20 protein-coding genes, 1 pseudogene and 2 riboswitches are annotated in these 17,552 nt (G+C 41.9%); of the genes and pseudogenes, 14 read left to right on the top strand and 7 right to left on the bottom strand.

What is annotated here, in order from left to right:
• Nucleotides 1–27: 27 nt before the first annotated feature.
• Nucleotides 28–112: riboswitch (cyclic di-GMP riboswitch) on the bottom strand.
• 366 nt (nucleotides 113–478) lie between these two features.
• Together DNHGIG_RS16770 and DNHGIG_RS16765 are read right to left on the bottom strand one after the other, a co-directional pair.
• On the bottom strand, nucleotides 479–1,126 hold the full coding sequence (locus DNHGIG_RS16770; protein ID WP_282200669.1) for a glycoside hydrolase family 113 protein: 648 nt from the start codon (nucleotides 1,124–1,126) through the stop codon (nucleotides 479–481).
• Entirely contained in the window at nucleotides 1,053–1,334 is a 282-nt protein-coding gene (locus tag DNHGIG_RS16765; protein ID WP_282200668.1) for a hypothetical protein, read from the bottom strand. The genes DNHGIG_RS16770 and DNHGIG_RS16765 overlap by 74 nt, the downstream gene beginning before the upstream one ends.
• A gap of 383 nt (nucleotides 1,335–1,717) precedes the next feature.
• On the opposite strand from DNHGIG_RS16765, the gene DNHGIG_RS16760 reads away from it, so the two are divergent.
• The 3 genes and pseudogenes from DNHGIG_RS16760 to DNHGIG_RS16750 form a co-directional block, all read left to right on the top strand.
• Entirely contained in the window at nucleotides 1,718–2,173 is a 456-nt protein-coding gene (locus tag DNHGIG_RS16760) for a MarR family winged helix-turn-helix transcriptional regulator (RefSeq protein ID WP_282200667.1), read from the top strand.
• Nucleotides 2,174–2,329: 156 nt separating this feature from the next.
• Nucleotides 2,330–3,115, top strand: coding sequence for an enoyl-CoA hydratase-related protein (locus DNHGIG_RS16755; protein WP_282200666.1), 786 nt, complete (start codon nucleotides 2,330–2,332; stop codon nucleotides 3,113–3,115).
• Between the two features lie 99 nt (nucleotides 3,116–3,214).
• Nucleotides 3,215–3,340: pseudogene (locus tag DNHGIG_RS16750) on the top strand (IS256 family transposase); the annotation flags it as partial.
• A gap of 340 nt (nucleotides 3,341–3,680) precedes the next feature.
• On the opposite strand, the gene DNHGIG_RS16745 reads toward DNHGIG_RS16750, so the two are convergent.
• A complete protein-coding gene (locus DNHGIG_RS16745) occupies nucleotides 3,681–4,010 on the bottom strand; it encodes a hypothetical protein (RefSeq protein WP_282200665.1) in 330 nt (109 codons plus the stop codon).
• Nucleotides 4,011–5,065: 1,055 nt separating this feature from the next.
• Here DNHGIG_RS16745 and DNHGIG_RS16740 point away from each other — a divergent pair.
• The 6 genes from DNHGIG_RS16740 to DNHGIG_RS16720 all read left to right on the top strand — a co-directional run bounded on the left by DNHGIG_RS16740 (nucleotide 5,066) and on the right by DNHGIG_RS16720 (nucleotide 9,317).
• Entirely contained in the window at nucleotides 5,066–6,121 is a 1,056-nt protein-coding gene (locus DNHGIG_RS16740; protein ID WP_282200664.1) for a YifB family Mg chelatase-like AAA ATPase, read from the top strand.
• 88 nt (nucleotides 6,122–6,209) lie between these two features.
• The gene (locus tag DNHGIG_RS21100) at nucleotides 6,210–6,383 is read left to right on the top strand and encodes a helix-turn-helix domain-containing protein (RefSeq protein ID WP_369414727.1); all 174 of its coding nucleotides are present in this window, start codon (nucleotides 6,210–6,212) and stop codon (nucleotides 6,381–6,383) included.
• A 313-nt stretch (nucleotides 6,384–6,696) separates the two neighbouring features.
• Nucleotides 6,697–6,825, top strand: a complete 129-nt coding sequence (locus DNHGIG_RS16735; RefSeq protein ID WP_282200663.1) for a helix-turn-helix domain-containing protein — start codon at nucleotides 6,697–6,699, stop codon at nucleotides 6,823–6,825.
• A 426-nt stretch (nucleotides 6,826–7,251) separates the two neighbouring features.
• Nucleotides 7,252–7,449 (top strand): hypothetical protein, encoded by a 198-nt coding sequence (locus DNHGIG_RS16730; protein WP_282200662.1) that lies wholly within the window; start codon nucleotides 7,252–7,254, stop codon nucleotides 7,447–7,449.
• Nucleotides 7,450–8,568: 1,119 nt separating this feature from the next.
• Nucleotides 8,569–8,697 (top strand): hypothetical protein, encoded by a 129-nt coding sequence (locus DNHGIG_RS16725; RefSeq protein ID WP_282200298.1) that lies wholly within the window; start codon nucleotides 8,569–8,571, stop codon nucleotides 8,695–8,697.
• Between the two features lie 323 nt (nucleotides 8,698–9,020).
• A complete protein-coding gene (locus DNHGIG_RS16720) occupies nucleotides 9,021–9,317 on the top strand; it encodes a hypothetical protein (protein WP_282200661.1) in 297 nt (98 codons plus the stop codon).
• A 934-nt stretch (nucleotides 9,318–10,251) separates the two neighbouring features.
• Here DNHGIG_RS16720 and DNHGIG_RS16715 read toward each other — a convergent pair.
• Nucleotides 10,252–10,557, bottom strand: a complete 306-nt coding sequence (locus DNHGIG_RS16715; protein ID WP_282200660.1) for a hypothetical protein — start codon at nucleotides 10,555–10,557, stop codon at nucleotides 10,252–10,254.
• Nucleotides 10,558–10,759: 202 nt separating this feature from the next.
• Nucleotides 10,760–10,843: riboswitch (cyclic di-GMP riboswitch) on the bottom strand.
• Between the two features lie 2 nt (nucleotides 10,844–10,845).
• On the opposite strand from DNHGIG_RS16715, the gene DNHGIG_RS21095 reads away from it, so the two are divergent.
• Nucleotides 10,846–11,280, top strand: coding sequence for an SOS response-associated peptidase family protein (locus DNHGIG_RS21095; protein WP_369414726.1), 435 nt, complete (start codon nucleotides 10,846–10,848; stop codon nucleotides 11,278–11,280).
• Nucleotides 11,281–11,286: 6 nt separating this feature from the next.
• On the opposite strand, the gene DNHGIG_RS16705 is transcribed toward DNHGIG_RS21095, so the two are convergent.
• Both DNHGIG_RS16705 and DNHGIG_RS16700 read right to left on the bottom strand, forming a co-directional pair.
• On the bottom strand, nucleotides 11,287–11,613 hold the full coding sequence (locus DNHGIG_RS16705; RefSeq protein ID WP_282200659.1) for a YolD-like family protein: 327 nt from the start codon (nucleotides 11,611–11,613) through the stop codon (nucleotides 11,287–11,289).
• Nucleotides 11,614–11,678: 65 nt separating this feature from the next.
• Nucleotides 11,679–11,918, bottom strand: a complete 240-nt coding sequence (locus DNHGIG_RS16700) for a hypothetical protein (RefSeq protein ID WP_282200658.1) — start codon at nucleotides 11,916–11,918, stop codon at nucleotides 11,679–11,681.
• A gap of 250 nt (nucleotides 11,919–12,168) precedes the next feature.
• On the opposite strand from DNHGIG_RS16700, the gene DNHGIG_RS16695 reads away from it, so the two are divergent.
• Nucleotides 12,169–12,363, top strand: a complete 195-nt coding sequence (locus DNHGIG_RS16695; RefSeq protein ID WP_282200657.1) for a hypothetical protein — start codon at nucleotides 12,169–12,171, stop codon at nucleotides 12,361–12,363.
• Nucleotides 12,364–12,597: 234 nt separating this feature from the next.
• Here DNHGIG_RS16695 and DNHGIG_RS21225 read toward each other — a convergent pair whose 3' ends face one another.
• Entirely contained in the window at nucleotides 12,598–12,690 is a 93-nt protein-coding gene (locus tag DNHGIG_RS21225; RefSeq protein WP_500790171.1) for a DUF8602 domain-containing protein, read from the bottom strand.
• A 117-nt stretch (nucleotides 12,691–12,807) separates the two neighbouring features.
• Between DNHGIG_RS21225 and DNHGIG_RS16690 the strand changes: the two genes are divergently transcribed.
• The 3 genes from DNHGIG_RS16690 (at nucleotide 12,808) to DNHGIG_RS16680 (ending at nucleotide 17,172) form a co-directional block, all read left to right on the top strand.
• Nucleotides 12,808–13,107 (top strand): helix-turn-helix domain-containing protein, encoded by a 300-nt coding sequence (locus tag DNHGIG_RS16690; RefSeq protein WP_282200656.1) that lies wholly within the window; start codon nucleotides 12,808–12,810, stop codon nucleotides 13,105–13,107.
• Complete coding sequence (locus DNHGIG_RS16685; protein ID WP_282200655.1) at nucleotides 13,071–13,964, top strand: IS3 family transposase; 894 nt, start codon at nucleotides 13,071–13,073, stop codon at nucleotides 13,962–13,964. The genes DNHGIG_RS16690 and DNHGIG_RS16685 overlap by 37 nt, the downstream gene beginning before the upstream one ends.
• 1,678 nt (nucleotides 13,965–15,642) lie before the next feature.
• Nucleotides 15,643–17,172, top strand: a complete 1,530-nt coding sequence (locus DNHGIG_RS16680; RefSeq protein WP_282200654.1) for a multicopper oxidase family protein — start codon at nucleotides 15,643–15,645, stop codon at nucleotides 17,170–17,172.
• The last annotated feature ends 380 nt before the right edge of the window (nucleotides 17,173–17,552 follow it).

Genomic DNA, 17,552 nt, shown 5'->3' with positions numbered 1-17,552 from the left:
ATAAGGTGGATTTCTTTATTCCACCTCTTCGGTAACTGGCTGGCATAGTCATTTGACCGTAGCCCCTATAGCTTTGCGTCCCTGGCTTTCGCCAAGTTTGCCATTATCGGAGGTTTAATTTTAGAAATATCTTCCCCCTTATTTTTCTACAAAATATGACAAAATGCAAGTCTTGATTATTTTATGCTTCCTAGCTGGATCGTGAAAAGCAGGATGTGTAGCTGTTGCATGCTTTCATACAGCCCTACCCTACTGATGAGATGAGGGTGTATCCGGTATCGCCATTCGTAGGGAATGTGAAGTATGATTTTGCTTCCATAGAGACTACTTTTGATGACAATAGGAAATAAAATTGTAGCCTAGATATTAAACTTCTAAACGGAATAATAAAGTGTTAGAATGGGAAAGCTTTTCTGCAAACGAGAAGTAATACGCTACAATACGTATTCGTGTCTAGGACCACTGACTGGAATTTAAGTTAATGCTTTGCATAATATTCCGCTAACGCAAAAAAGGATTTTTTGGGCTCCCACGGCATATCTTTATAGGTCATTCCATTTTGATCAGTATAGGTTTTAACCACACTATAACTGGCCATGTCTAAATCATATAAAGCATTTTCGTTAAATGGATAGCTAGGCATTACAAACGTGAAAACAAATGCCCCATTCACTTTTTCTGCATGAAAAATATCCAGTAGCTCAATAAGGTAATTGGCCTGTATATTTTCATCCCGTATAAAATCACCTTTAAGCTGTTTCGGCGTTTTGCTGTGGTCAACGATTGCCCAACCATACCCGCCCTTGCTTTCAGCACCTTTATATGTGCAGCATCCGAACTCTAATACGACCACTGGTTTTCCGTGTTTAAAGTAAGCTCTTAACTTTTCCCGGTAAGATTTATAATTAAGCGCATCGCGATAATAATCAATCCCGACGATATCAAATACATCCCAATCGACATTTTCCCAAGGTCCGGATGCGTAGGTAAGCTGGCCATGAAAATGTTCTTTTATCGTAATAACGGCTTTTGACAAAAAGGCGTTTAACCGTTTATGGAAAGAGCCTTTTAGAATTGTGCTTTTCAGCAAACGCCAGGGTTTCATAAAAGTTTTGCATTCGGTCAAATGCTGTATCTCCTTCAACAAGCCCCTTCATAAAGAACGTAAGCTCGCATCCAGCGACAAATATAATATGGGGTGATTGCATCCGCAGTTTTTCTGCCGCCTTAGCACATTCGGCAAAGTAAATAAGCGTTTCTTGTTCATCTGCATCAATTAAGGCTGGAGAAAACCATACTTCTAACCCTTGTTGAATGGCAAATTCGGCTGCCAAAGTGAGTCTTGAAATATCCTATCCTGAAATCCTTACGGCATTGCAATGCAAATCATTTTTGATGATTTCCATTTCTCGTTGCACAATATGAGGATCGAATCGATCACGAGACGACGATTCTTTGCCCCGAGTAAATGTCCCTACGTCGTAATTGATCCCTTTTCGAAAATTTATTTGATTGTCAATCATAGTCAATATCCCCTTCTGATCGATACTCTTACTTGTTGGAAAGTTTTTCGGTGTAACGTTTCATAGCTACCTTTAAAGTAAGACCTATTAGTAAATATTTAATTACAAAAATGGTGATATATCCTTGAAATAATGTTATTATGATAAATAATTATTTACAGTAAGTCAAACATATCGTCACAGGAGAAAGTGAAATGGATACAAAAATCGATCAAATCGCTAGAAACTACATCCAGCTAATTCCGATGCTTTATAGAAAACTTGATAAACCAACCCAGAATACTGCTACAAGGAAAGTACCGTCAGAAATAACGCACTTGCAGTATCACATATTAGAAGAGTTGTTTCATCAAAAGGAAGGTTCTTCAATGACCCAGTTGGCCAAGAGTATTCATATTTCCAAACAACAATTAACGCCGTTAATCTCGAAACTGGAGAAAAAAGGTTACGTTGTAAAAAAGCGGGATGTCAACGATAGAAGATTCGTTCGATTACTATTAACCGAAAAAGGAAAAACAACAGTTAGCCATCGTTTGGAAGAATTTCATCAAGTTCTCTGCGACCAAATGAGTCGCCTTAACGAGGAAGATAGAATAGATCTCGATTTTGCAATTTCCAAAATAACTCGAATTCTAAAAAGGATGGAATAAAGGGAAAAAATACGGTTGTAGTAAAATAAGAGTCTGCTTTTTTCAGAAAACCAACATAAAATAAATTATATTATTTATATTCTGATTATTTATTGACAAATGAAAAATAATTATGATATTTATAAGCATAACAACAAATTAAAAGGAGGGAAAAACATGGAATTTTTGTCTGTTCGGAAAGACGAGGATATTGCCTATGTAACATTACAAAATCCAAGAGAGTTTAACGCTTTATCATTAAAATTGCTCCAAGAATTAGATTCTCTTCTTCAAGAGGTTGCTGAGAAAAGAGAAGTGAAGGTCGTTGTTATTGAAGGATCTACCAAGGCATTTTGTGCTGGTCATAGTTTACGTGAAATAGAAAATATGAATGTACACGAGGTACTAAAACTCTTCCAGAATTGCCAACTCCTAATGAGAAGAATTAGAGAAATACCACAAATTGTTATTTCAAAGGTTGAAGGGGTAGCTGTTGCAGCCGGATGTCAATTGGTAGCTATTAGTGATATGGCTGTCGCAAGTGACGATGCTAAATTTGGTACGCCCGGTATTAACAGTGGTTTATTTTGTAGCACACCAGCAGTATTTTTAAGCCGGAATATAGGTAGAAAAAAAGCTGTCGAAATGTTGTTTACTGGGAATTTAATTACTGCCAGAGAAGCATTGGAAATTGGTTTGGTAAATAAGGTAGTTTCTTCAAGTATGTTAGACAAAGAAACTGAGAAATTAGCAAAAGATGTTGCTAAACAAAGTTTAAATATTATTGAGTTAGGTAAAAGAATGTTCTATCAACAACTTAATATGGAAGATTTCCAGGCCTTAAATTATGCAACAGAAGTAATTGCTTTGAACAGCAAACATCCTGATGCTGTAGAAGGAATTCGCGCATTCTTTGAAAAAAGAACCCCTATATGGAATGACAATTTAAAAACAATAATTTAATTTTTTAAGTATAAAAAGGTTCTTTTTCATTAAGATGCATAGAAATTATAACCTACAATAGGAATTCAGTTGTTGTTGGTGGCAGGTAAATTCGTTTTAATCCCCTATAAAGACATCAAGATAATCATGTCTGCTCTTCTGCCGATTTATAAGGCGGCTACAGAAGAGGCCGCCTTGGAAGAGCTGGATCAATTCGAACGGACGTGGGGTCAGAAATATCCCCTTCAACCACCGGAATCTTTGCTCATCAATTGATAAAAGAAGGAAAGCAAGTTTTGGCAATCGATATGGATTGCCAAGGAAACCTTACAGAATGAAGAAGTAATCGAGCATCCAACAAGATTGAAGATATGACTGTTCTTGATGCGATCAAAGAAGGAAATACAGAACACTTCCTTTACCGCATTCATTCTGTGTAATCACACCATAAGAATGCCATTAGACTTCGAAGCAATTCTAATAAGCTTTTGGTGGATGAATTTGCATCTTCGTCCTTCAACCGGGTAACAAAGCCTACCCCCCTACGGAAGTAAAAGAAACTTACAGATAAAATATTCTGAATTAATTAATGCAACACTAGTGATCCTCCTGTAATAATATACACGATTAATCCGACAGTTATTGTTGAAAGACTTGTAATTAGTATGCTAATTACCCAAGAGGGGCGAGAGTTAATTTTTCGCCGTAACTCCTTTATATCTTGCGTTTTTTCGTCAACTTGTTCTTCAAGATTATTTATTTTTTCTTCAAGCTCTTTTCTCGGCACATAGTCTATATGCATAGTACTCATTGTTTTGATTAGTGAATTCGAGTATGATTTAATTTCTTTTATGTCTTCTATTAAATTAGTGAGCTTTTCTTCCATCCTAGCTAAGCGTTCAACATCCTCAATCATAAAGGCACCCCCAGCACCTATACTAGTATGTTAATATAAGGAGATTTTGCTCAGTCTTCAGGATACCGTTCTCTATCTGGGTAAAATGATGCCAACATGAGCAAAACAATCAAGTACAGATATAGAGAATATTCTTCTATTTCTCTCTTTATATGGTATGTCAATGTACAAAATTAATTGTAAAGCTAATACACCGATTCGCTCATTTTCTTCCGAATTGTGTTTTCGCAGAACTCATCACTTGAAAGAAGAGATTGGCAGCTAAACTGTCAAGAGGAAGATAGCCTACTTCATACATAGGATTGGTTTCTGACCTTATTTTTTTCCAATTGCAGGCGTCTTTTTTTGTTGCCTAGCTTTCTCATGAAAATTCGGGTGGTTTGTCCATACAAAATTTAACCATTCACTCGTTAGGGTATGATAACCCTACATATGCATTATTTCGAGTGCTCTCGTCATAATAAAGATAAAATGATTACCCTTAAGTACTTGGATATTTTGTTTTCAACTCTTGACCGTTTTGTAGTAAAGCTTCGTTCACCATGATAGCCATTTATTTCAGTCAGGTGAGATTCTAGATGAGTCTTTGAATACCCTTTACATCTAAATTATATTAAGTCCTTTGGATTCTGCCGCGCGGCAGACACCCTGCCTTCTGGTACGACTACACCAGCCCTTGAGGCATTACTCCCAAGTATTGGATATAACCCCACTAGTCCGAGGCTCAGCGGACTTTAACCCACCTGATGATCGTGCTGCCACGCACGCACTTGACCTCTGTTGACTTCTGACGGTTCAGCCGTTCCTCCGCGGTACGGAGTTACCAATTGAATCGGCACTCCGGCAGATCTCCCCGGCTAAGGGCGTTGTATTTCCCTCCATCTACCTGCTTCATCTACTCTCGATCGCCTTCGATAGCAGAGACTTTGTCTTAGTTTGCAGACCGATATTGGTGACCAACCGAAAAATTCTTTTACTGAAACACGTGTTTAACAGGATTTCTGCCATTTGAGAGAGAATCTTTTCCATACCATCATGTAAGGAGGGGTTCCTTCATGTATGCATATGTGAATGGACTCGCCCTCATAGGGATTCAAGGATTTCTTGTTCGCGTGGAAGTTGATATTACGAACGGCCTCCCTTGCTTTGAACTCGTCGGTTTGCCTTCGTCTTCCGTACGGGAAGCAAAGGAAAGGGTTCGTTCCTTGATCAAGAATTCAGGATATGAATTCCCCATCCAGCGGATCACGTCCAATCTCGCACCTGCAGACCTGCGAAAAGACGGCCCTGGATTCGATCTTTGTTTGGCAGTGGGGATCTTGACTGCAAGCGGACAAATCCATCCCCGCAAACTTGAAAAAACGGCAATCATTGGCGAGCTTTCTCTCGACGGAACGGTGAGGCCTGTGCACGGGGTTTTGTCAATGGTCGCGGCCGCAAGAGAAAATGGACTGAAACGAGTCATTGTACCGATCATGAACGCGGAAGAGGCCGCTTTGGTTGAAGGAATCGAAGTGATTCCTGTGGTGAACCTCTGCGACACATGTCGCGCAATGGAGAATGAATCGCCGAATGTTTATCGTCCTTCTTCTATGACAGTGGCCCCTTCGCCACCTACCCATGAAGACATGTCAGATGTTCACGGGCAGTATCATGTGAAGCGTGCGCTCGAGATTGCTGCCGCCGGCGGACACAATATCCTCTTGATCGGTCCGCCTGGATCCGGGAAAACGATGCTGGCCCGCCGACTCCCCACAATCCTTCCCCCACTTCCTTTTCAAGAAGCGTTAGAAGTAACCAAAATCTACTCGGCAGCAGGATTGTTAAAAGAAAAATCAGCTCTCATTGCAAACAGGCCTTTTCGTGCACCCCATCATACAATCTCCGGTACTGGATTGATCGGCGGCGGTTCGATCCCCAAACCTGGAGAAGTTTCACTTGCACACGGAGGCGTCCTCTTTCTTGATGAACTGCCCGAGTTCAGCAAATCAGCGATAGAGATGTTACGACAACCGCTTGAAGATGGTGAGGTGACCATTTCGCGATCGCGCGCCACCGTTACTTTTCCTACGCGCTTTCAACTGATCACCGCAATGAATCCATGCCCATGAAGATAACACCTTTGAAATCAGCAGAAAGGAAGAATTCCCACCACTGGCAAACGAGAGCCCGGTCCATCCCTACTCATTTGGCCAGAAAATGCGGACGGCAAGAGAGGATAGAGGGATATCACAGAAAGAATTAGCAAGTCTTTTGGATGTGAGCGTTAGGAGCATCTACAATTGGGAAAGAGACCTGTTCCGGCCGTCAGAAGAGCATCAGGAAGCACTCTGTAGATACGTTCCTGACTTAAAGAATATCCTTCACTCCTAATGCACAAAAACACAACAACCACACCAAAAAGATAAACAGACATGCTTTATCAGCGCGAATATAGCCGCCAATATAGCATGTCTCTTACACATCAGATTTCTTCACCGATCAGTACTGTTAATCCTCTCGGTCACTAGTGGAAATGAACACTGGAGCGATTCGGTCCCAAATAAAACCACCTCAGCCCGAATGAGGTGGTTTTATGTTGATGTATATTGTCGATGCGACTTGTCTGCTTGTTCGTTTCTTTTTAATATTAACCAATAACACCTTCAAACTAAGGAGATGATTCTCGTGAAACGTACAACTCTCAGTGGCGGAAATTGCTGAATATCTCGGAATATGCGATGAAACCATCTACACAATGGTGCTCGAAAAGCAAACCCCGCACATTCGTGTGAAGTGTAGTACATATATAAATCTCTCAATTAGGACTTTTTAACGAATTTATTCCCAAATTCGTCCCCAACCGTCACCAAAGAGGCTGAGTTTGATTCAGACCCTTTTTGCATTGGGTAATCGAATAGGTTCTGCACCATGGAGTTCAAAAGGTTATATCATAATGTATTAAAAGAATGTCGCGGGCTTATGTGCATAATTCGGCAATAAATAAGGCTCATTACGGGCTTTCTATTTTTTGCTTTTTATTACTCAAAGCCTGTGCCATCTTCTCCATAAACGGCGTCCTCGTCTGTCTGCCGGCTCGTATCACGTTGATGGCGCAGCCCCTTCGAATGATCTCGGCCAGATCCTGTGTGATCTGCTCCCTACTGTGAAATGGCCAAACCACCCCAACCCGCCATTTCCTAGTGTCAACAAACATTTGCATCTAGGCCCCGGCCCTAAAAAGGGTATACGGGGCTTTTTCATGCGTGACCCGTTGAGCGACGATGACCCGTTGAGCGACGATGACCCGTTGAGCGACGATGACCCGTTGAGCGACGATGACCCGTTGAGCGACGATGACCCGTTGAGCGACGATGACCCGTTGAGCGGCGACGACCCGTTACTCCTTGATAATAGAAAATTCAAGAGACAACCAAATGGAAAGGTACAAATTATTTAGTTCATAAAACAATTTTTTCTGGATCGTTTTAAGAAAATAAAAAACCTTCCTGCACAGAAGGTCTTTTGAAAGGCAGCGGTGAACTCACCTGAAAACAGGTCATGAAGACTAATAAGACTAATAAACAAATGAATATCTAAAAAATAGTGAGGTTAGTATTGACTTATTTCTATTTTAACTGTGCAAATCAGTTTGCAAATCAAAGAGTAGTAAGGGAGTAAAAGAGCGTGAGAGCTCATAAAGAAAATGTTGATATTATAAAGAAATACGTGATTCAGAGAGAAAGTTTAAAACGCGTTAAAAATGGTAACGTCGATCTTGAAAACCAACGCCTGATATCCGAAACTCGGACTTACCCTAACGTTTTTCAAGGAGGTCGTAGGAGAAATCAAAAAGCCCTGAGCCCTTGTGGCTCAAGTCTTCTCACATTTGGCGGGAGCGTGTGGAATCGAACCCAATTGAGACACCCCAAATCTTGGGATATATTCGACGGGAGTGGGTCATTTCTTTTGCCTGGGTCAATTATAGGTCGGCGTTAAAATCCTGGATATAGCGGTCTAACATGTCTTATGACCCGTTACTCATAATCGGTCGGTACTTCTTTATTTGCTCTGTCTAAAATAACGGAACCCTTATGATTGTTTACGCTGCCAACATGGAGTATACCCTACAATTAGAGTGAGATCATATGCATAAAAAGACGCCTCTTGGGAGTTTAGGAGGCGCCTTTTTATTGGAGGTGGAGGTTATACCCGTTGGGCAGTGGTATTCCTTCCGGATTACTAAATTATATGAATCTACTTCAAAAACGTGCGGTCAAGCTTTCCGCTACTGCTGATTTTTCAAGTAATTTATCAAAAATAGACTTGATGCCAATGATACTTGTCTGTTTCGGGAGCCATTTTGCATGCATTAACTGTTATAGCTGAAAAGGTAAAGGAGGGAATCAAAATGGATGGGGTATTTGGTGGTTTCACTCGTTGGGCAGTCGTTTTCTTGATCATCTTTGTATTGTTCATTCTTTTAATTCCCACTTACACCACCGTTTGTAGGACAGTTCCAATTTACTAGTAACTAAAAAGGTCTAGATCAGTATTTCGATGGAAAGGAGGAAAATCAATGGATGGATGTTTCGGACCATTCACACGTTGGGCTGTTGTGTTTCTGATCATCTTTGTTTTATTCTTCTTGCTCGTTCCAGGTTACTCTGGTGCTGCTCCTGCAGCAGCAGCTCCTTACTCGTGCTAAATTGTAATGTCCTTGGTGTTTCTCTCACTGGAGTACCGTATTAAAGGAGTTCTTTTAAAGAAAGGAGACAGTATCATGTACGGAACATTCGGTGGTTTTACTCGTTGGGCAGTAGTATTCCTAATCATTTTCGTGCTGTTTATCCTGCTCATTCCTGGAACCTACTAATCTCCATAAATACAGAAATAAAAAATTCCTCCTGAACGCCTCTGTAGATTCGTCTACAGGGGCGGTATGACTGTATATAGTTCATCCCCTTTTTTTGGTGTTTGCTCAAACCAGGAAGCTTGATTTGGGCTATTTAATTTCTGGGAGGTGAGTCTATGAGTGTGAGTCCAGCATATTGCAGAAGCCTTCTCGGACAGTGGGTAGAATGTCATTCGGCATACGGAGTACATTATGGTATCTTGCATGAAGTTCGTCCGGACGGAATTGTTCTTGCAATGCCTCGTGGAAGAATGACAGGAGTCGTTGGTGAATCAGAAGACCTGAAAGTAAAATACACGGATCATTCGTTGAAACCGGATTACGAGACTGTCCAATTTTTTAGACCCTTTTTCAACCCATTCTTCTTTATCCCCTTCTTCCTACTCTTCGCTCTTAGACGACGATTTTTTTAGTTAATTGAATCATTTTCACGGGGAGTAATTTTTTAACTCCTCTTTTTTTATTTAATTAGATTCATTGTTTTTATAAATAATACCTCTTTATAGGTGAAGGGATATATCTACCAAGGACTCAAATCTCTCCCTTAGGGAATTTGTGGTATCTAGCTGGGACCAACTAGGTTAGAGATCATCAAGTTCAGCAAAGCTGATGTTGACGATGGAACATGTAGGAAATATGAGAACAGGGGGGATCAGTGCCATTTGAAGACCTGCTTGATCTAGCGCAACGATACGCCCAACGAACGCTACTCCATCTACGATGGTGAATAATCATCGCGGGCAAATTCGAGCAAAGTTTCCCGAAATGTTTTTCTTCAGGCCGAAATTAATTTAAGGGATTATTATCGCGCACCGATTGAGTTGTTTTTTAAACCGGACAAAGGGTTTTACGCGATTATTGAACAGGCTTATAGATAGTTAGTTAATAGTAATGTTGGTATACAAAAAGTGTTCTTCCAATACAGGTGGAACCTTTTATTTTGAATAAAGAAGCCGTCTAGTGTTACCGGAGGTATTGGACCCGAAAAAAGACAATCGTACCTCTTAAGCCCCTTAAACTAGTTTCTGGTTTCTTTGCATGTTTGATGTGTTCCATCTTTCCAAGTGGTGTGTTCCAGACTCTTAAGGAGATGGTCGCCAACGAGTTTGTTAAAGTACGTAGACAGTTGATGAGCAATCTCATTTTCTTAGTGGATCAAACGTGGAGAAAAATTATTGTCGATTTATTGCGCTTTTTGTCGAAAAGTAATAAAATACAAGAGTGGGACACCCATCCCCTATTGCTTTGAACATATCCCATCTCTATATTTTTCGCGGTTATCTTTACCGCATTTTTTTCTATTTATAAAACGAACGAAAAAACCGCTAAAAAGCGGTTTAAAACGAATTATCCATTGGATTGTATTTTTTCTTTGATCTTCTCTGCTAAGGGGGTTGCTTCTAATTCATCTTTTAAATTTCGATATTCTTCAAGAAATGAAGAAACATCTGGTTTTATACCTTTTTGTTTACATTCTCGAGCCATGAGACGAAGATAGTAAAGAAACATCACTTCCGAGAATGTCGTCTCAGTTTTTGGACTACGGCTGAGATGTTCACCTGTTTTTATAATCCCTTTTTTTATTTGATCAACTTTGCGCCGAACACTAGAAAATGGAAGCCCTAGAGATATTGAAAGTTGCCGGATCGACATGTGAGGAAGATTTTCCTTTATGTAGGCAACTTCCGAATGCGTCCAACAATGATGTACCATCGAACGATTCTTGTATCTCTTTTCCCCCATTGCTTTAAATTCCCTCTCTCTAATTTTGATCTATGCTAATGGTTTTCAAAAAGAAAAAGAATTCCACCCTGCTTAAATCACTTGAACAAGGCGGAATTCTTCTTTCCACCTCTTCGGTAACTGGCTGGCATAGTCATTGACCGTAGCCCCTATAGCTTTGCGTCCCTGGCTTTCGCCAAGTTTGCCATTATCGGAGGTTTGATTTTAGTAGTATTAATTTTCTTCATCTATTTTTCTACAAAATATGACAAAATACAAGTCTTATTATTTTATGTTGCAGGACTAAGCCCTCGTAGTGGCAACTTGTTTGGGATGGTCGGCTGGTTCGAATGTACATACGTGCACTTTCACTTGGACACACAGGGGAGTGACTATGTGGAGGATGGCGAGATCCACGACCGTATGCCGGTGATTCTTCGGCCTGAAGATGAAGCGATCTGGATGGATCGGAAGAAGCAGGATGTTAAGTTACTACAGTCATTGCTTGTGCCCTACCCTGCTGAGGAGATGAGAGCGTATCCGGTATCGCCACTCGTCGGGAATGTGAAGAACGATTCGGTGGAGTGTATTTTAGAGAGGTTAAATAAATGTATTATTAACAGGGGTGAGGAAAAAGAAAACCAACCCGAGTAAGGTTGGTCATTCTACATCTATAAGGTCTGTCAGTGGAATGTACCGTACATTTCCATCTAGATCCTTACCCGTCAATGTCTTGGCATACGAATCAATCTTCTCTGGGACCATTACCACCAGTTCATGCCCGAACGGATTATACATTGTTACCTTAACGGGTCTTGAATCCTGGATTGCATCGGTAAGTACACGCGACATCTCCTCAATCTTTTGTTCATCTAAGACAGGTCGCGGCTGCCCTTTTGCTTCCTTTTCCAAACGCCGCATGGTCGCACGATGTTCCGGAAGAATGATGCGCATGGATTCGAAGATGTTTCCGTCGATTATTCGCATGTTGTTTTCCCTCCCCAAAACAAGAACGTATGTTCTTATTATATGAGGTTGGGAAATAAAAGTCTTCAATAGGTCCAGTAGATCCAGTATGTCCAGAAGGGTATGGCAGGTACACCAGGTATGGCAGGTACACCAGGTATGGCAGGTACACCAGGTATGGCAGGTACTTGTCGTCCTGGAGGACCCTGAGTACCAATTGGCTCTTGTATCCCCATCCTCTTTGGTCCTGGTGGGCCGGGAGGGCCATAAGGTGCGCATCCTGCATTAATAACGAATTGTGGGTCGTAGAGGGCTTTCATATCCACAATTACGACTCTCCCCTCATTTCCGGTGAAGTTCAGTTTACTCAAGCACATACGCCCAGTGTAATACCACTAACATATTACGTGTGTACATGGGTGAATGACTAAACTTTTGCCTATTATTTGTAAATTATCCTCACGATCACCTCACAAGGCAGTATATGTTCCTCAGCTACACGCTAGGGTTTTGTATTTTCATTCGCAGATCAGAACACTATAATAAGAACATACGTTCTCGTTATAGGTGATCATAATGGAAGTACGCGCAACTGAATTGATCCGCGAGTTCTTGCTTCGAGAGCTGATGTTGAAGATGATCGAGCGAGAGATGAAGACTTCGCAACCCTGGACACATGGAATATTTAAATCTGTGAAGGGAAGAATCTCGGAAGAGATGGTCGCCTTAAGGAGGCAGTTACATAAAAAGGAATGGCGACTGTGGGTGTGATGGTGGAGTATAAGGAGAAGGGGCAAATTAAGAGGGCACCGTACATGCCGCCGATGCTTGAGGCGGAGGCGGTGGGGAGATTGGAGAATATGTAGGAGTCCCGGCTAGGCCGGAAAATCTCTTCTCTGACTCTCGATCACCGACGACCTGTGGTACGGCGACGTCTCTCTGGCTCAGCCTCTCGCTCACGTCTCTCAACCTCAGATTCAGCCTCTCGTCTTGATATATACAAATTCATGCCTGTTGCTTGTGATGCTCACAGTATCGCTCTCTTGTGAGGTTCGGGCATCCGATATGAGCGCATGGTTTCTGTTGTCGTTGCGGCATGATGATCACCTCAATGCAAAAGAAAAAGCACCCGAAGGTTAGTGTGCACCCCTTAAAGTAGACAGTGGAAAAACCCCTAGGGAACATCCATAATACTTTAGGGGGTGCATCTTTGTTATGGCAAAAAAGGGACAGAAATTTAAGACATATAGTTTTGAGTTAAAAAAGCAAGCGGTGGAGATGAGATTACAAGGTAAGACCAAGAAACAAGTGGCGGAGTTATTAGGAATTGAGGATGTTGGTCGTTTAAAGGTATGGATGAAGAAGTATCGGGAAGAAGGAGAATACGGTCTTCTGGAACATAGGGGGAGACGGAAGGAATATGTAGATCAGGAGCGGTATGTACGTCGTTTGGAAATGGAGAATGATGTCTTAAAAAAGTGGTTAGAGATCTTGAAACGGGAGGTGTATCGGTAAAACATCAGATTGTGAAAGCCCTTCATGGTAAATATTCCATTGATGAGTTATGTAAGTTTCTACAGATCTCTCGTAGTGGGTACTACAAATATGTAAAGCGCCAACAACAACCCCATAAAGACGAAGAGCTTAAGGAGAAAATTCGCGCTGTTTATGAACAACGAAAAGGAAGATACGGATATCGCCGTATTCAAGCTGAATTGGAACGTCAGTTTCATCTGAAGGTAAACCACAAGAAAGTCTTAAGAATGATGCAGAATATGGGCTTAAAAGCTAAGATTCGTAGAAAACGACACGTTCATAGTAAGCAGGTAGCTAACCTAGGATCCCGCATTGCCGAGAACCTATTAAACCGTGATTTCCATGCAGAGGCACCCAATCAAAAGTGGGTAACGGATGTGACATATATCCGAACCACAGAGGGATGGTTATATCTTTCCTCCATCATGGATTTGTTCAACTATGAGATCATTAGCTACTGCATCAGTGATCGTAATGACAATCTATTGGTAGTAAACACAGTCAAACGAGCCTTTGAAAAGAGAAAGGACGCTACGGGAGTCATTTTGCACAGTGACAGAGGATTCCAGTACACGTCCCACGAATACCATGACATGCTGCAGAAGGTTGGCGCCCGAATCAGCATGTCACGCAAAGGCAATTGCTTTGACAACGCCTGTATTGAGAGTTTCTTCTCTCATCTGAAGACAGAAGAACTCTACCTCTATGATATACCAGACAAGAAGGAAGCACAAAGGAGAATTGATGAGTATATTCGCTTCTACAATGAAGAGCGAATCCAGTTGAACAAAAACAAGCTGACACCTGTTGAATACAGGCGTCAGCTCGCAGCTTAGCTAGGGTTTTTTCTTGCTGTCTACAAATTGGGGGCTTGACCAATCCCAACGTACTCTACACCATTAAAAACACCACGTTTCAATGTTTCAACCTTATAATCACTCATCAGAATCCCTCCCACCTTCAAAATTCGGCAAGAGGATATAATTTCCTACAAATACTTTTCGTCAAATACAGACACACCAATTGTCACTTGTATCAGAACAGGAACGAATCCTTCTACATAAAATTTATTATCCCCACTCAAATGATCAAAGAGATGGTCTGCTCTCCATTTGTTTGTAGGCAAATGGTAGATTGTCCCAAAGGATTATTTTTTATGCACGAAAAAATAGGGGTCCCGACAGAAAAACGCGGATTTACCACGCTAAGAACTCAGAGAAGTAAAAAACCCGATTTTCAACCACGCTAAGGGTGGAAGTCGGTTTTTTAGGGGTGGAGGTAGCGAGCATCGATTTTGCCGCCATCTACCCAATAAATGTAACTCTTGCTCAATCACACACGGGATACTACTGCAGAATTGCTTCAACCCGTCCCACCGGCCCCATAATCAACCTTTGCACCGTAACGGTTGCTCTTTCAGCTTGCATCATCCTTTCTCGTTCATCACGCCGCCCAGGTTGCAATCATCTCCGAATCCGGCATGCCACTCCTCTACGATCCGTGAGAAGAGTGTCTGATATCTTGCACTCCCGGCGCCAAGATGAACATAATTTCTCAGTCAGGAATATTCTTCCTCGAAAAGGCGATACTTATAATGCCATGCACTTAGCCCCTCCATTTTACGAGCCACCAATTAGGTGGCTCTTTTTTTCATGAAAACGCAAGAAGCCCCACTTTCTTCGGTGGAGGCTTTACCGCCGCGATCCAGACCTTAATCCCTGCGGTCAGGACGAAAGGGAGGAATGAGCCCTTTGTAACGTTACCCCACTACAAGGTTGTACGTTGCTCAATTCCGGGGGAGGTCCAGAGTAATCAATCTGAGTTACGTGGGAAGTAGATTAAAAGACCGCTTGGTAATCAGGGTCATTTGTCACTTGGAGAAATTGATCCTTAGTATACGTATGCACCTGCACCAGCTCCTGCTCCATAGCCTGCACCGCCATAACCAGGAACAAGCAAGAAGAACAAGACGAAGATGATAAGAAATACAATCGCCCATCGGGTGAAAGGTCCAACTACTATAGCCCCCCCCCTTCCTGTTTTATCTATTACAGTTAATTCAGGAGGGGAGAATAATGCATTAGCAATTTGTCTATTTTCATAGACTCATTAAAAAATCAGTGAAAGTAGAGTAGTAATTTGTCTAATTTTAATAGACTCATAGAAAAATCAATTCTAGCGGAGAGCTTGACCGATTGTAAATTCATATAATCTTAGCAGGATGGAATACCACAGCCTAGGGGGTATCCTCCGAGAACGGGTAAGTATTCTTACGAAAGTGAGCATTACGCAACAGCGATTTCAGACGAGAAGACCCTTGAAAAGCAAACTGCTCCTTACCGTACAGGTAGGTGATTTTGTGTCTAAACGTACAGTTTACCCGAAATGGTACAGTGACCCCTTAAATACGGGATAAGACACTATTTTTAAAATAAAGGGTGTGAATCCAAGAAATTAAATTTTTCTCCGCATTAAATAACATGATTTTAATTCTTATGAAAGGAGAACATTTTGATGTTAAAAAGGCGTCTCCAACCTTTTGTCGATCAATTGCCTATATTGAAAACACTCAAGCCAATCAAAAAGGATAAGGATTCCACGTTTTATATAGTGAGAATGAAAGAATTTTATCAGAAACTCCATCGTGACCTTCCCGCTACACGATTATGGGGATATGAAGGACAATATCCCGGACCCACGATCGTGGAAAAGAATGAAAAAGTGAATGTCCTTTGGGCCAACCATCTGCCCGAACGACATTTCCTTCCGGTGGACAAAACTATTCATGGTGCCAACAAAGGCGCTCCCGAAGTAAGAACGGTTGTCCATGTTCATGGGGGCACCACTCCTCCTAGCAGCGATGGACATCCCGACGCTTGGTTTACACGAGGGTTTAAACAAACAGGCCCCCAATTCAAGCGAAAAATGTACCACTACCCCAATCATCAAGATGCAACCACCCTTTGGTATCATGATCATGCATTGGGAATTACCCGTTTAAACATCTACGCGGGATTGGCGGGGTTTTATCTTGTCAGAGACCGACATGAACGATCTCTTTCCCTCCCAAAAGGGAAATATGAAATCCCCCTCATTATCCAGGATCGCTCTTTTCATGAAGATGGTTCCCTGTATTATCCGAGCAAACCGCAGCGCGCTTCCCCAAAACTTCCTACCCCATCCATCGTTCCTGAGTTTTTAGGTGATTTTATTTTGGTAAATGGGAAGATTTGGCCTTTTTTAAAAGTGGAACCCCGAAAATACCGGTTTCGTCTGCTAAACGCGTCTAACACGAGATCTTACATCTTCTCTTTGAGCAGCGGGCAGCCCTTTTTTCAAATTGGAACGGACGGAGGATTCCTTCAGGCACCCATTCTAGTAAAACAAATCACTCTTTTTCCGGCAGAGCGTGTCGATGTGATCATCGATTTCTCCGCACATAAAGGGCAACAGATAATTTTAAGAAATACCGGGGCAAATGCGAATCCGAAAACAACGGGATTGGTAATGCAATTTCGGGTCTCTCTTCCTTTAAGCGGAAAAGATGAAAGTACGATCCCCTCTCGTTTGAAAACCATCCATCGTTTACCCTTGAACCAGGTGCAAAAAATCCGCCATCTTACTTTGGACCAAAAGAAAGACCGATATGGTCGACAGTTATTGTTGCTCAATAACAAACGATGGGATGCTCCCGCCACGGAAACGCCGCGCTTGGGAAATATCGAATTATGGAATCTTATTAATTTGACCAACGATACCCATCCGATCCATATCCATTTAATTGATTTCTTCATCCTAAACCGTCAGCCTTTCGATGTGCAACACTTTAAGCGTTCAGGCAAAATTCGCTTTACCGGGCCGCCTGTTCCGCCTGCTCCTTACGAACGTGGCGGGAAGGATACCGTAAGAGTCGAATCTGGTAAAGTAACGCGCATTATCACAACAAGGTTTGGTCCGTATACGGGAAATTATGTTTGGCACTGTCATATTTTAGAGCATGAAGATAACGAAATGATGCGGCCGCTTATTGTAAAACCAGAATAATTATTAAGCTGGCATGCTTGCTGAAATCCATTAAATGTGAAACTCCATCAAAGTGATTTGTTTGGGAACAACAGTGAACACCCTTGCTTCCACCATTGGATAATCTGTTAAAACCGGCAACCTCTGCATCGTAACGGTTGCTCTTTCACCTCGCATCATCCTTTCGTTCATCTCAGCGTTCAAACTCCGCACGTGGCTAAGCTGACCGTCGAGATGCCCATCTAGGCCTCTCTTTCGGATGTCAGACGTGCAGAGTTTCAACGCCAAGAGCCTCACTTACTGCGGTAGAGGCTACACCATCCCGATCCAGACCTTACCAGCCGGGATCACGGGCGAAAGGCAGGAGAGCCACCTGTACCATTTGCCCCTGATACAGGTAT

The organism is Collibacillus ludicampi (assembly GCF_023705585.1).
GTDB lineage: Bacteria > Bacillota > Bacilli > Tumebacillales > BOQE01 > Collibacillus > Collibacillus ludicampi.
Note: the sequence above shows the minus strand (reverse complement) of the source record. Positions and strands in the feature narration are given on the sequence as shown.

What these genes read in the sequence shown, in the direction of transcription:
- DNHGIG_RS21100 (WP_369414727.1), top strand. Translation starts at nt 6,210, where the DNA reads ATGCGGACGGCAAGAGAGGATAGAGGGATATCACAGAAAGAATTAGCA.
- DNHGIG_RS16715 (WP_282200660.1), bottom strand. Translation starts at nt 10,557, where the DNA reads ATGTCGATCCGGCAACTTTCAATATCTCTAGGGCTTCCATTTTCTAGT.
- DNHGIG_RS16730 (WP_282200662.1), top strand. Translation starts at nt 7,252, where the DNA reads ATGCGTGACCCGTTGAGCGACGATGACCCGTTGAGCGACGATGACCCG.
- DNHGIG_RS16720 (WP_282200661.1), top strand. Translation starts at nt 9,021, where the DNA reads ATGAGTGTGAGTCCAGCATATTGCAGAAGCCTTCTCGGACAGTGGGTA.
- DNHGIG_RS16705 (WP_282200659.1), bottom strand. Translation starts at nt 11,613, where the DNA reads ATGCGAATAATCGACGGAAACATCTTCGAATCCATGCGCATCATTCTT.
- DNHGIG_RS21225 (WP_500790171.1), bottom strand. Translation starts at nt 12,690, where the DNA reads ATGCCGCAACGACAACAGAAACCATGCGCTCATATCGGATGCCCGAAC.
- DNHGIG_RS16680 (WP_282200654.1), top strand. Translation starts at nt 15,643, where the DNA reads ATGTTAAAAAGGCGTCTCCAACCTTTTGTCGATCAATTGCCTATATTG.
- DNHGIG_RS16725 (WP_282200298.1), top strand. Translation starts at nt 8,569, where the DNA reads ATGGATGGATGTTTCGGACCATTCACACGTTGGGCTGTTGTGTTTCTG.
- DNHGIG_RS16745 (WP_282200665.1), bottom strand. Translation starts at nt 4,010, where the DNA reads ATGATTGAGGATGTTGAACGCTTAGCTAGGATGGAAGAAAAGCTCACT.
- DNHGIG_RS16740 (WP_282200664.1), top strand. Translation starts at nt 5,066, where the DNA reads ATGTATGCATATGTGAATGGACTCGCCCTCATAGGGATTCAAGGATTT.
- DNHGIG_RS16755 (WP_282200666.1), top strand. Translation starts at nt 2,330, where the DNA reads ATGGAATTTTTGTCTGTTCGGAAAGACGAGGATATTGCCTATGTAACA.
- DNHGIG_RS16690 (WP_282200656.1), top strand. Translation starts at nt 12,808, where the DNA reads ATGGCAAAAAAGGGACAGAAATTTAAGACATATAGTTTTGAGTTAAAA.
- DNHGIG_RS16760 (WP_282200667.1), top strand. Translation starts at nt 1,718, where the DNA reads ATGGATACAAAAATCGATCAAATCGCTAGAAACTACATCCAGCTAATT.
- DNHGIG_RS16695 (WP_282200657.1), top strand. Translation starts at nt 12,169, where the DNA reads ATGGAAGTACGCGCAACTGAATTGATCCGCGAGTTCTTGCTTCGAGAG.